The sequence below is a fragment of the Bacillus vallismortis genome, assembly GCF_040784915.1.
GTDB classification, from domain to species: domain Bacteria; phylum Bacillota; class Bacilli; order Bacillales; family Bacillaceae; genus Bacillus; species Bacillus subtilis_G.
The window spans coordinates 2160737-2176117 of the sequence record NZ_CP160797.1 but is presented as its reverse complement, the minus strand read 5'-3'; the positions used below and the strand labels follow the sequence as shown (position 1 = coordinate 2176117).

The window sequence follows — 15381 nt, the reverse complement described above, 5'->3', positions numbered from 1 at the left end:
GTGTGGAATTGATGGCACAATCGGCACAAATTCAAGATATTTATCCGTTATCACACATGCAGGAAGGAATGCTGTTTCATTCACTGATGGATTTCAGCTCAAAAGCCTATGTGGAACAGACCTCGTTTACGATTACGGGGAGTCTATGTATCGACTCGTTTCAAAAGAGCTTAAACCTTCTTGTCTCCCGATATGATATTTTCAGAACGATTTTTATTAAAGAAGTACCAGATCTTACAGGGCCGCAGCAGGTAGTCTTATCAAACCGCGAATTGACAGTGTATAGAGAAGATTTTTCTTACTTGGCTGATCATGAACAGCAGGCCCTGATCGATGAATTTATGACCAAGGATCGGGAAAAAGGATTTAATTTGCAAAAAGATCCTTTAATGCGTCTTGCCCTTTTTGATAGAGGCGATAGCAAATATACGTGTGTATGGACACATCACCATATCATCATGGATGGCTGGTGCCTCGGCATTATTCTTAAAGAGTTTTTCAGCATGTATGATTCACTCAGCAATAACAGGCCTGTGCAGCTTGGAAGCACGGTACCGTACAGCCGTTATATTGAATGGCTTGGAGAACAAGATCAAGAAGAGACTGCCGCTTACTGGAGCGGATATTTGAAGGAATACGGCAATACCGCTTCTATTCCCCGGATAAAGCGCCGCCCAACGAACGGGGATTATAAAGCTGCTCAGATCAGCTTTTCTTTAGCGCCGGAAATGGTTAAGAAACTGACTGAGGCCGCGCAGAATTGGGGAGTTACACTAAACACGTTGTTTATGAGTATTTGGGGCGTGCTTCTGCACCGATATAACGCAGCTGATGATGCAGTTTTTGGTTCCGTTATTTCAGGACGCCCGTCAGCGATTGATGGGATTGAATCAATGGTCGGCTTGTTTATTAATACGGTCCCAGTGCGAATTCGATCTGCGGAGGGCATGACGTTTTCTTCGCTGGTCAAAGCCGTGCAGGAGGATATTTTATCATCTGAACAGCATGGGTATTACCCGCTTTATGACATTCAAAACCATAGTCCATTAAAGCAAGGTTTGATCGATCATATTTTTGTCTTTGAAAATTATCCTGTACAGCTTGATCAGGCATTACGCATTGAGAGCGAAAATGAGGAAAATGCGCTGAAGCTGGGTGACATTTCAATGTCAGAGCAAACCAATTACGACTTTAATATCGTTATCGTACCGGGAGAATCATTTTATATTAAATTCAGCTACAACGCAGCCGTTTACGAACGTGAAGAGATGCTGCGGATTCAAGGCCATCTAAAGCAAGCGCTGGATTGCATTGTCACACATCCCGATATTGCCGTCAGCGACATTAATATCGTGCCGCCGGAGGAACAAAAGCTTATCCAATTGTTTAACGAAACAAAGCATTCTTATGCGAACAAAACAATATCTCAATTGTTCGAGGAACAAGCTCACAAAACGCCTGAAGCTGCCGCATTGAAAATGGGTGATGAATACTGGACCTATCGCCAATTAAATGAAAGAGCTAATCAGATTGCGCACGCCCTGATAGAAAAAGGCGTTGGATCTGGAGATATCGTCGCTGTGATGATGGGGCGGTCAATGGAAATGCCTGCAGCTTTGCTCGGGATTTGGAAAGCAGGGGGCGCTTATATGCCGCTTGATCCAAATTTCCCAGAAGAACGTCTTTCTTTCCTGCTGAAGGACAGTCAAGCGGCTCAATTGCTGATAGAAGAAGACCTTATGACATTCATCCCGCCGCACTATGAAGGGGAAATGATACCGATAGAACGTACAGAAAGGCACCAAACAGCGGCTCCAGATGTGCCGCCTGGTGATCTTGCCTACTTAATCTATACGTCGGGAACGACAGGGCGGCCAAAAGGTGTTCTCGTTGATCATCAAGGTATTGCCAATACACTGCAATGGAGACGGGAAGAGTATGGCATGGCCGAACAGGATATATCCCTCCATTTGTTTTCATATGTGTTTGACGGCTGTGTGACGAGCTTGTTTACCCCGCTTTTATCCGGTTCGTGCGTACTGCTGACAACGGATGACGAAGCAAAGGATGTGCTAGCCCTCAAGAGAAAGATAGAACGCTATAAGGTCAGTCACATGATCATTGTTCCTTCTCTGTACCGGGTGTTATTGGAGGTGATGACTGCTGAAGATGCAAAAAGTCTTCGTATTGTGACATTTGCAGGTGAAGCGGTCACGCCTGATCTGCTTGAGATGAGTGAAAAGATTTGTCCTTCTGCAGAATTGGCAAATGAATACGGACCCACAGAAAACAGTGTGGCAACAACCATTTTGCGTCAATTGAACGAAAAAGAGAGGATCACAATCGGACACCCGATTGCAAACACGAAAGTATTTGTTTTACACGGAAATCAAATGCAGCCGATCGGCGCGACGGGCGAACTGTGTATTTCCGGCGCAGGTCTTGCCAGAGGATACTACAAACAGCCGAAGCTGACAGAGAAAGCCTTTTCCGATCACCCGTTTCTTGAAGGGGAGTGTGTATACCGAACAGGTGACGCAGGCCGTTTTTTGCCGGATGGAACGATTGAATATATTGGACGTTTTGATGATCAAGTAAAAATGAGGGGTTACCGCATTGAACTGAGAGAGATCGAAACAGTTCTTCGACAGGCACCGGGGGTGAAGGAAGCAGCGGTATTGGCTCGTGATGTTTCTGCTGAGGACAAGGAGCTTATTGCTTATATCGTTCCGGAAAAGGGAAGCAGTCTTCCGGATTTGCATCGCCATCTTGCTGGGACATTGCCGTCCTATATGATTCCCGCAAGTATTATCAACATCGGCAAAATGCCATTAACATCCAGCGGGAAACTTGACCGTTCAGCACTTCCTGAACCAAAAAACAATGCGGCTCTCACATACATGCCGCCCCGAACCTTAATCGAAGCTGATCTCGCACAGATTTGGGAAGATGTGCTGCATAAACAGAAAATCGGCATTCGTGATGATTTCTTTCAACTAGGCGGACAGTCCTTAAAAGCGGCCGCACTCGTATCAAGAATACATAAAAAGCTTCATGTCGAGCTGCCGCTCAGTGAGGTTTTCTCTTACCCGACAATTGAAAGCATGGCAGTCAAATTGATGAGCTTAAAAGAACATGCTTTTACACAGATTGAGCCTGCGGAGCAAAGAGAGGTCTATCCGCTGTCTTTCTCGCAAAAACGATTATATGCTCTTCATCAGCTGGCGGGTGACAGCACAGGCTATAACATGCCCGCTGTACTTGAATTGTGCGGAAATCTAGATCGCCAGCGGTTGAGAAGAGTTCTCGCAGAACTTGTGAATCGGCATGAAACATTGCGGACTGTTTTTGTGCTTGACAGTGGAGAGCCCGTGCAAATCATTTATCCAGAGATGGCTTTTGACCTGAAAGAGCTTGAAATGGAATCAAAACAAATGCTTGAGTCTGCAATCGAGTCCTTTATCAAACCGTTTGATCTATCGGCCGGTCCGCTCTTTAGAGCATGTGTCATTTCAATGGGCAATAACCACGGATTTTTGCTGCTCGATATGCACCATATCATTGCCGACGGTGTCTCGATGAGCACGCTTGTCCAAGAATTTACTGACTTATATTGCGGAAAGGAACTGCCAGCTTTAAATCTGCATTATAAGGATTTTGCTGTTTGGCAGCAAGAGAAGTTCCCGAAAGACCTATACAGAAAACAGGAGGCCTACTGGCTTGATCAGCTTGGCGGGAGTCTTCCTGTATTAGATTTACCGCTTGATAAAACTAGACCGCGTCTCCCTGATTTCAGCGGCGGAACAATTGAAGTAAACATTGATCAAGACACCGCAAATGAGCTGCACCGTTTAATGGCTGAAACGGGAACAACGTTGTATATGATACTTCTGGCTGTCTATTCTATTTTGCTATCCAAGCTTAGCGGGAAAGAGGATATTGTTGTCGGCTCGCCCGCTGCCGGAAGACCGCACGCTGATCTGGAGCGCGTCATCGGGATGTTCGTAAATACATTAGCGATGCGCAGCCAGCCGGAGGGCCACAAAACGTTCAGCTCGTATTTGCAGGATATTCGCCGTCTGGCTCTGACAGCTTATGAACATCAGAATTATCCTTTTGAAGAGCTGGCAGATAAGCTCGATACACATCGAGAGGTAAATCGCAACCCGCTGTTCGATGCGATGCTCGTGCTTCAAAACAGTGAAGATTTCCAGTTTGAAGTGCCAGGTCTATCGATTTTGTCTGTCACTCCAAAACACGATATATCCAAATTCGATTTGACATTACACGCTGAGGAGCATTTAGACGGAATTCGCTGCCGTTTTGAATACAACACCGCTCTTTTTGAAGAAGAGACCATTGCGCGATGGGCATCCTATTTTACTGAACTGGTGAAAAATGTAATAACAAATAACGAGATGAGAATTTCGGAAATGCAATTGCTACCTGCTGCAGAGCGAGAGCTGCTCCTTGAAAAAATGGGACAGTATGCAGCTTATCCGAGAAATGAAAACATTGTAAGCTTATTTGAAAAGCAAGCGGCTGAACATCCTGATCATATCGCAGTGGTGTGCGGCCACTCTCAGCTTACTTATCGAGACCTGAAAGAAAAAGCAGACCGGACAGCTGCTATGCTCATCAAACAAGGGGTCGGCACTGGGGACATCGTCGGTCTGATGCTCGATCGGTCACCTGATATGATCATTGGCATTTTATCAATTTTAAAAGCGGGAGGGGCCTACTTGCCAATTGATCCTGAATATCCTCGGGACCGTATCAGCTTTATGCTCAATGACAGCGGGACAGAACTGTTGCTGACAGAGCGCGGACAAAATAAACCTGCAGACTACAGCGGGGAAATGTTGTATATCGATGAAGCTAAAAATGATTCAATTCCGTCTGATTTAAAAAGCCAAGAAACTCTGGCGGATCAGCTGGCATACGTGATATATACATCCGGAACGACGGGCAAGCCAAAGGGCGTCATGGTCGAGCACCGCAATGTGATCAGTCTTTTAAAGCATCAAAACCTGCCTTTTGAATTTGGCCATGAAGACGTCTGGACGTTCTTTCATTCATATTGCTTTGATTTCTCTGTATGGGAAATGTTCGGTGCGTTATTGAACGGAAGTACACTAGTCGTGGTCTCTAAAGAAACAGCCCGTGACCCCCATGCATTCCGATTATTGTTAAAAAAAGAACGCGTCACTGTACTCAATCAGACTCCGACTGCTTTTTACGGCCTGATGCATGAAGATCAAAACCATCCGGATCGATTAAACATCCGGTACGTCATTTTTGGCGGCGAAGCTTTACAGCCCGGCATGCTTCAAAGCTGGAATGGTAAATATCCTCATACTGAACTAATCAATATGTACGGTATTACAGAAACAACAGTGCATGTAACATTCAAAAAATTGTCCGCAGCAGACATTGCAAAAAATAACAGCAATATCGGACGGCCTCTTTCAACTCTGCAGGCTTATGTAATGGATGCTCATATGAATCTGCAGCCGATCGGAGTTCCAGGGGAGCTTTATATAGGCGGTGAAGGCGTAGCACGGGGATATTTCAACAGAGATGAGCTGACCGCTGACCGTTTTGTACCCAATCCGTATCTTCCGGGGGACAGATTATACCGAACGGGAGATCTTGCTAAACGCCTGTCAACTGGCGAGCTGGAATACGTAAGCCGCATTGATGGTCAGGTTAAAGTCAGAGGGCATCGTATCGAGTTAGGCGAAATCCAAGCGGCGCTTCTTCAGCTTCCGATTATTAAAGAGGCGGCTGTCATCACAAGAAAAGATGAGCAAGGGCAAACAGCTGTTTATGCTTATTTGGTGACAAAAGATAGACAGGCGGCGAGTACATCAGACATCCGTGCTTCTCTAAAAACCATGCTGCCTGACTTTATGCTGCCCGCTCGTTTAATACAGATTGACAACATCCCGCTGACTGTTAATGGAAAGCTCGATCAGAAAGCACTGCCGGAACCTGATAAACATGCTTATACTGCTGATGATATCAGCCCTAGAAATGAGATCGAAAAGGTAATGGCTGATATTTGGGAGGAGCTTCTTGATGTGAATGAGCTGGGCATAAGCGCCAATTTCTTTGAACTTGGCGGAGATTCTATTAAAGCGCTGCAAGTTTGCGCCAGACTGAAGCAACGCGGATTCGAAACGACAGTACGTGAGATGTTTGAACATCAGACTCTGGGTGAACTGTCCGCTCATGTTCGAAAAGCCGTACACGTCATTGACCAAGGTCCGGTAGAAGGCGAAATCACTTGGACACCTGTCCAGCAATGGTTTTTCTCGCAATCTCTGGAGATGCATCATTTTAATCAGTCCGTTATGCTCAACCGGACTGAACGATTTGATGAAATTGCGCTTAGAAAGGTGCTAAGAAGCCTGGTGACTCATCATGACGCACTGAGAATCGTATGCCGGTATGAAAATGGCAGGCCGGTTCAGATAAATAAAGGGATAGATCTGCCAGATAAGGAGCTATATTCTCTTGAACTGTTTGATGTAAAGGGTAACTTAACAGAAGCACATAACAGGATTAAGGAAGTCGCCAGCCAGATGCAGGAGCATATTCGTTTGGAAACCGGCCCCTTGCTTCACGCTGGATTGTTTAGAACCGAAAATAGTGACCATTTGTTTCTGACGATTCATCACTTGGTTATTGATGCGGTTTCATGGCGCATTTTGTTCGAGGATTTTTCAACAGCTTACAAACAGGCAGTCTCAGGAGAATCTATTAAACTGCCGCAAAAAACAGATTCATATTTAACGTATTCACAAAGAATAGCTGACTACTCTAAAAGCCGCCAGATGCAGCGCGAAGCAGCGTATTGGGAAGAGCGCGAGAACCGTCGCATTCAACCTATTCCTAAAGACAATGACGCAGCGCCTAACCTATTCAAAGATACAGAAATGATTGAATTTGAGCTGTCCCGCCATCACACCGAATTATTGTTAACTGCTGCAAATAAAGCATACAGCACGGAGATGAATGATATCCTTCTGACAGCTTTAGGTCTTGCTCTACAACAATGGACGGGCTCTGACCAGTTTAAAATCAGCATGGAGGGCCATGGAAGGGAGTCATATCTTGCGGACATTGATATGAGCAGAACTGTCGGTTGGTTCACCTCGATTTATCCTGTGTGGCTTGATATGAGCGATTCTGATCACAAGAACAAAGATGAACGGCTGGGCCATCTTATTAAACAGACAAAAGATATGCTGCATCGTATACCGAATAAAGGCGCAGGCTACGGTGTGCTGAAATATATCAGCAAAAGATGGGGCTCTGAGAAAAACACCCCGGAAATCAGCTTTAATTATTTAGGCCAGTTTGATCAGGATATTCAATCAAAAGCCTTTGAGGTTTCTGACATCAAACCAGAAAATGAGATCAGCCCGAACTGGGCGCGGCCTTATGCTCTGGATATCAGCGGAGCTGTTTCTTCGGGTTGCCTGAACATGCACATCATCTATAACAGGCTTCAATTTGAGGAAAAAACAATCCAAACATTTGCCGGGCATTTTAAACAGACTCTGGAAAACATCATTGAGCATTGTACGGGCAAAGAAAACCGAGAATGGAGCGCATCTGACTTCACCGATGAAGATTTAACGCTTGATGAATTGAGTGAGATTATGGGAGTCGTCAACAAACTATAGGGAGAGGAGATTCATACTGATGCCGCAGCAACCCGAAATAAAGGATATATACCCTTTGTCATTTATGCAGGAAGGGATGCTTTTTCACTCACTGTATGATGAACAGTCAAGAGCTTATTTTGAACAGGCTTCTTTTACGATACATGGACAGCTTGACTTGGAGCGTTTCCAAAAAAGTATGGATGGTGTTTTTGACAGATACGAAATCTTCCGAACAGCGTTCATCTATAAAAATGTAGCCAAACCTCGCCAGGTCGTGCTCAAGCATCGTCCTTGCCATGTTCATTTTGAAGATATTTCCCATCTCAATGAAAGAGATAAAGAACATTGCACCGAGGCATTCAAAGAACAGGATAAATCCAGAGGCTTCGATCTCCAAACGGATGTACTGATGAGAATAACTATTTTGAAATGGGGGCCTGATCGTTATATCTGTATCTGGAGCCATCATCATATTTTAATGGATGGCTGGTGTTTAGGCATTGTTATTAAAGACTTTCTCCACATTTATCAAGCGCTCGGAAAAGGACAGGTTCCTGATTTGCCTCCCGTACAGCCGTACGGGACGTATATTAAATGGCTGATGCAGCTAGACCGAGAAGAAGCAGCTGAGTATTGGAAAAAAAGGCTTCTGCATTTCGAAAAAGCGACGCCTCTGCCCAAAAGAACAGATCAAATGCCAGATGGGACATTACAGCAGATCACGTTCACTATTTCTGAAAAAGAAACCTCCGAATTACAGAAAATCGCAACAGCGACTGGTGCGACGCTAAACACTGTTTTCCAAGCTTTATGGGGAATCATGCTCCAAAAGTTCAATCGCTGCGGCGATGTTGTGTTCGGATCAGTTATATCAGGCAGACCTTCTGAGCTAAAAGATGTGGAAAACATGGTCGGCCTTTTTATCAATACCATTCCTATTCGAGTCCAAAGTGATTCCCTTTCTTTTTCTGACCTAGTCAGCAGGATGCAAAAGGATATGACTGAAGCAGAAGCGTATAGTTACTTCCCTTTATATGACATTCAGGCACAGAGTGCTCTTAAACAAGAGCTTATCGATCATATTATCGTCTTTGAAAATACACCTACCCAGCAAGAGATTGAAGGGCTGAATCAGGCTGGATCATTTGATTTCTCCGTTAAAGATTTTGAGATGGCAGAGGAGACCAACTATAGATGCAGTGTCAAAGTGATCCCAGGCCGTACCTTGTACGTTCGGATTCATTTTCATACTGGCGCTTATCAATCAAATATGATGTCTGAGATAAAAGATTATTTACAGCACATGATCTCTGACATCATCTCTGATCCAACTCTTTCCGTGTCAAAGATGACATTGCTGGATGAGAACAAAACAAGGAAAATCGTTTCTCAAAATAACAGGTCTGTATCCGTTTCGCCTAAAGCCCCAACCCTGCACGGACTGTTTGAACGACAGGCGGCTTGCACACCGGAGCGGCCAGCCATCCGCTTTTCCGGCGGTTCGCTGACATACGCTGAGCTTGACATGTATGCCAGCCGGCTGTCCGCGCGCCTCGCGGCACGCGGTGTCACGAAGGAAAGCATCGTCGGTGTCCTGTCTGAGCGGTCACCTGACATGCTGATAGCTGTACTTGCCGTATTGAAAGCAGGCGGGGCGTATTTGCCGCTTGATCCCGCATATCCAGAGGAGCGGCTGAGCTACATGCTGAAAGACAGCGGCGCAGCTCTCTTGCTGACGCAGCCGGGATGTTCCGCACCGAACTTCTCCGGAGAGACACTTGAAGTTGACATGGCATCTCTTGCGAACGAAAAAGCAGAAAGTCATATGTTTGCTCGCGCTGACAGCGGTTCTCTCGCCTATGTCATCTATACGTCAGGCTCCACTGGACAGCCAAAAGGGGTAGCCGTTGAGCACCGCAATGCCGTTTCTTTTTTGACCGGCATGCAGCGCCAGTTTCCACTTCAGGAAGAGGACATTGTCCTGGTGAAAACCTCTTTTTCCTTTGATGCATCTGTCTGGCAGCTGTTTTGGTGGGCGCTTTCCGGCGCTTCGGCTTATCTGCTTCCGCCCGGCTGGGAGAAAGACCCGGCATTGATCGTAAAATCCATTCATCGGGAAAAAGTGACGACGGTTCATTTTATTCCGGCTATGCTGAACAGCTTTCTGGATCAAGCGGAAATGGAATCGTTGGGTGACGGGACAAGCCTGAAGCGTGTATTCGCCGGAGGTGAACCGCTTGCGCCCCATACGGCAGCCCGTTTTGCTTCTTTATTGCCGCAGGTTTCGCTGATCCATGGCTACGGGCCGACAGAAGCAACGGTAGACGCGGCATTTTACGTATTGGACCCAGAGCGAGACAGGGATCGCTTGCGGATTCCGATCGGGAAGCCTGTACCCGGTGCGCGTTTATATGTTTTAGATCCGCATTTAGCCGTACAGCCTTGCGGTGTCGCCGGCGAACTGTACATCGCCGGAGCGGGTGTTGCCAGAGGCTATTTAAATCGGCCGGTATTAACGGAGGAGCGTTTTCTCGAGGACCCGTTTTACCCGGGTGAACGCATGTACAAAACCGGGGATGTGGCGCGCTGGCTCCCTGACGGGAATATTGAATTCCTCGGCCGGTTGGATGATCAGGTCAAAATCAGAGGCTACCGGATTGAGCCCGGAGAAATTGAAGCAACACTTAGAAGCATAGAAGGCGTAAGGGAGGCAGCCGTTACCGTACGGACAGACAGCGGCGAGCCAGAATTATGCGCCTATGCAGAAGGACTCGGAAGAAATGAGGTGCGGGCGCAGCTTGAAACGCTTCTGCCCGGCTACATGATCCCATCTCATATGATAGAGATGGAACAATGGCCGGTTACGCCAAGCGGAAAGCTTGACCGAAACGCCCTGCCAGCTCCTGACGGAGCGGCAGATGAAGAGACCTACACGGCGCCGAGAAATGTGACAGAGATGAAGCTTGCCCAGCTGTGGGAAGACGTGCTGAAAAACGGACCTGTCGGGATTCGCGACAACTTTTTTGACCGCGGAGGACATTCCTTAAAAGCCACCGCGCTTGTGTCCCGGATCGCCAAAGAATTCGATGTACAGGTGCCGCTGAAAGATGTATTTGCCCATCCGACGGTGGAAGGGCTCGCTTCCGTTATCCGTGAAGGAACGGACAGTCCCTATGAAGCGATGAAGCCGGCGGAACAGCGGGAGACCTATCCGGTTTCCTCCGCCCAAAAGCGGATTTATGTCCTTCAACAGCTGGAGGACGGAGGGACAGGCTACAATATGCCGGCTGTGTTAGAGCTGGAAGGGAAGCTGGACCCCGAAAGGCTGGACAGGGCTTTCCAAGAGCTGATCAAGCGCCACGAGTCGCTTCGGACATCCTTCGAACAGGACGAAGGCGGCGAGCCGGTGCAGCGCATCCATGGCGAGGTGCCGTTTACATTACAGACAGCAGTCCTCGGCGAACAAACCGAACAGGAAGCCGCAGCCGCGTTTATCCAGCCGTTTGACCTCAGCCAAGCGCCGCTGTTCCGTGCCCAAGTCGTACAGGTATCAGATGAGCGGCACCTGTTGCTGGTTGATATGCATCACATTATTTCAGACGGTGTTTCCGTCAACATTCTGATTCGGGAATTCGGGGCGCTTTACAACAACCGGAAACTCCCGGCGCTTCACATTCAATATAAAGACTACGCCGTATGGCAGGAAGGATATAAAAAAGGAGACGCGTACCAGACGCAGGAGGCGTACTGGCTGAAGCAGCTCGAGGGCGAGCTGCCGGTGCTGGATCTCCCGGCTGATCATACCCGCCCGCCGGTGCGGAGCTTCGCCGGTGACAAGGTCTCGTTTACGCTGGATCAAGAGGCCGCATCAGGTCTTCATACACTGGCACGGGAGAATGGAAGCACACTGTACATGGTGCTCCTGGCGGCTTACACAGCGTTATTATCACGTTTAAGCGGACAGGAAGAGATCATCGTCGGATCGCCAATTGCCGGCCGGCCGCACAAGGACCTTGAGCCGATACTCGGCATGTTTGTGAATACGTTGGCGCTTCGGACACGCCCGGAGGGCGGGAAGCCGTTTGTGCAGTATTTGCAGGAAGTACGTGACACTGCATTGGAAGCGTATGAACATCAGGATTATCCGTTCGAAGAGCTTGTCGACAAGCTTGGAGTGACGCGGGATATGAGCCGGAATCCGCTGTTTGACGTGATGTTTGTTCTTCAAAATATGGATCAGGAATCGATTCATTTGGATAAACTGCATCTAAAACCTGCAGCAAACAATGGGCATCAAACGTCAAAATTTGATTTAACCCTGTATGCTCACGAACAGCCCCGGGGTTTGCTGACGTTCCAAATGGAATTTAGTACGGACTTATATAAGAAAAAAACGATAGAAAAGTGGCTTCAATACTTCATCAATATGTTACTCTCCATCATCCAAGACAGCAAAGCCGCTCTCGGAACAATAAATATACTGAATGAGGATGAGACCCATTACCTTATCCATGAGCTCAATCGTACAAAAATAGAATATCCAAGAAATGAAACCATCAGCAGGCTCTTTGAAATGCAGGCGGAACAAACGCCTAATGCCATAGCAATTGTCAGCGATACACAAGAGTTAACTTACGCGGATCTGAACAGCTGGGCAAATCAAATTGCTTCACTTTTACAGAGAAAGGGAGTCGGGCCTGATCGAGTCGTAGCCTTGTTGGCAGGACGAACGCCAGAACTCATAGCCGGAATGCTGGGTATTCTAAAAGCGGGGGGAGCCTATTTGCCTATCGCTTCTGATCTGCCTGTTGAGCGAATAGCTTACATCCTGTCAGACAGCGGAGCGACATTCCTTCTTCAATCTGAAAAAGTCGACAAACGGCTATTAGACATTGAATGTGAACAAATCATAATCGAAGACATTCAAAAGCAGGGAGAAACGACGAATATTGAATCGTCTGCAGGGCCGCATTCGCTCGCTTATATCATTTATACCTCTGGATCAACCGGTAAACCAAAGGGTGTCATGATTGAGCAGCGAAGTGTCATTTGCCTTGTTAAAAACAGCAATTATATTGCATTTACACCTGCAGACCGTCTTCTCATGACATCATCTATCGGTTTTGATGGTGTGACATTTGAAATATTTGGACCGCTGCTAAATGGGGCAGCTTTGCACCTGTCCGAGAAACAGGCATTTCTCGATCCCCATCAGCTTAAGAGATACATAGAACATCACGGGATCACAACGATGTGGCTGACATCTTCTCTATTCAATCATTTGACAGAGCAAAATGAGACAACATTTTCACAGCTGAACCATCTGATTATTGGCGGAGAAGCTTTGTCGGTGAGCCACATCAATCGAATTAAAAATGTCTGCCCGGAAGTATCGATATGGAACGGATATGGGCCAACCGAAAATACAACTTTTTCGACGTGCTTTCACATTCAAAAAACATATGAACTTTCCATTCCGATCGGGCGGCCGATTGGTAATTCCACCGCTTATATCTTAAATAAATGGGGAATGCTGCAGCCGATCGGAGCTGTTGGCGAACTTTGTGTCGGCGGAGATGGCGTCGCCAGAGGATATTTGGGCCGTCCTGATTTAACGAGAGAGAAATTTATCCCAAACCCATTTGCGTCTGGCGATCGACTGTACCGCACAGGTGATCTGGCGCGCTGGCTTCCCGATGGCGCAATTGAGTACGTTGGCCGTATTGATGATCAAGTAAAAGTCAGAGGCTACCGGGTGGAGCTGGGTGAGATCGAATCAGCACTTCGCCAAATAGAGGGGGTCAAAGAAGCAGCTGTTTTGGCACGTACAGGACAGACAGGGAGCAAAGAGCTGTTTGGCTACATCAGTGTGAAAGCAGGCGCGAATGCTGAACAAGTGCGTTCTCTTCTCGCGCGTTCACTGCCAAATTATATGATTCCGGCGTACATCATTGAAATGGATACGCTTCCGCTCACATCAAACGGCAAATTGAACCGGAAAGCACTGCCTGAACCAGATTTTGCATCTAAACAAACGTACGTCCCGCCACGCAACGAACTTGAAGAGCAGCTGGCATTGATCTGGCAGGAGGTTCTAGGCATCCAGAGGATCGGAATAGAGGATTCTTTCTTTGAATTGGGCGGAGATTCAATCAAGGCCCTTCAAGTTTCTGCACGCCTCGGACGCCACGGGTTAAGCCTGCAGGTAAGTGATTTATTCCGTCATCCAAAGATAGAAGACGTATCACCATTTATCCGTAAGACAGAAAGAATCATAGAGCAAGGACACGTTGAAGGAGATGTTCCATGGACGCCTGTTCAGCAATGGTTTCTTTCACAAGATATTGAAGAACGACACCATTTCAATCAGTCTGTCATGCTTTTTCATTCTGACCGTTTGTCTGAAGACGCTCTTAGAGCATCCTTAAAAAAACTGGCGGAGCATCATGATGCGCTTCGGATGGTTTATCGCAACGATGACGGGCGGTGGACTCAAATCAACCAAAGCATACATGAATCACAGCTATATAGTTTAAGAATATCTGATCTTTCACAGACAGAAGGCGATTGGGAAACACAAATCAAACAAGAAGTTGCAGATCTTCAGCAAAGCATCAATTTGCAGGAAGGACCATTGTTACATGCCGTGTGGTTTAAAACATTGACCGGAGATTACTTGTTCCTTGCAATCCATCATCTTGTTGTTGATGGTGTGGCATGGCGGATTTTGCTGGAGGATTTGTCAGCAGGGTACCAACAAGCGGCTTCTGGCCAGGCGATTCAGCTTCCGCCTAAAACTGATTCCTATCAAGAATACGCCAGACGGATTCAGGAATATGCCCAAAGCAGCAAGCTGATTCGCGAAGAGGCGTATTGGCGAAGTGCAGAAGAACAGCAAGCTGCGGAACTGCCATATGAAATGCCGCTTCAAGAGAACATCGGCTACTGCAAGAGGGACTCGGTAAGCTTTTCACTCTCTGAAGCAGACACTGACGTTTTGCTGCAAAACGTCAATCACGCCTATGGTACAGATACACAAGATATTCTGTTAACCGCGGCTTCCTTGGCGATTTGTGAATGGGCAGGCGCAAGCAAGCTCCGAATCGCTATGGAAGGACACGGAAGAGAACACATTATGCCGGAGTTAGATATCAGCCGGACGGTCGGCTGGTTTACATCCATGTACCCGGCCCTCATAAGCTTTGAAAATCATAGGAATGAGCTCGGGACGGCAGTAAAAACCGTAAAAGATACACTGGGCCGGATACCAAACAAAGGGGTGGGTTACGGTATGCTGAAATACCTCACACACCCTAAAAACAAAAGCATTACGTTTTCAAAAATATCTGAAATCAGCTTTAACTATTTGGGTCAGTTCAATGACATAGAAAGACAGGGCAGTTTCCGCCCATCAAGTCTTGGAAGCGGAACGGATATCACTCTTACATGGAAGCGTGAGCAAATCATTGAGATAAGTGCTATGGCAGCAGACAAAAAGCTTCATTTCAATCTTAGTTATCCGCCAGCCCGCTTTCATCGAAACACAATGGAGCAGCTTATCAACAGGATCGAACACTTTTTGCTGGACATTATGAAACACTGCGCCGGTAAACAGAAAGCAGAAAAGACACTGAGCGATTTTAGCAGTCAATCATTAACGACAGAGGATTTGGACAGTATATCCAGCTTGGTGGAAGAATTGTAG

Annotated in this window: 2 protein-coding genes; both read left to right on the top strand. The window is 46.9% G+C overall.

All coding sequences use genetic code 11. From position 1 onward, the window contains the following. Positions 1-11: 11 nt before the first annotated feature. Positions 12-7694: an amino acid adenylation domain-containing protein gene (locus tag ABZM97_RS10285; protein ID WP_367386822.1), complete on the top strand. Its 7683-nt coding sequence runs from the start codon at positions 12-14 to the stop codon at positions 7692-7694. Between the two features lie 19 nt (positions 7695-7713). Continuing rightward, positions 7714-15381: an amino acid adenylation domain-containing protein gene (locus ABZM97_RS10280; RefSeq protein WP_367386821.1), complete on the top strand. Its 7668-nt coding sequence runs from the start codon at positions 7714-7716 to the stop codon at positions 15379-15381.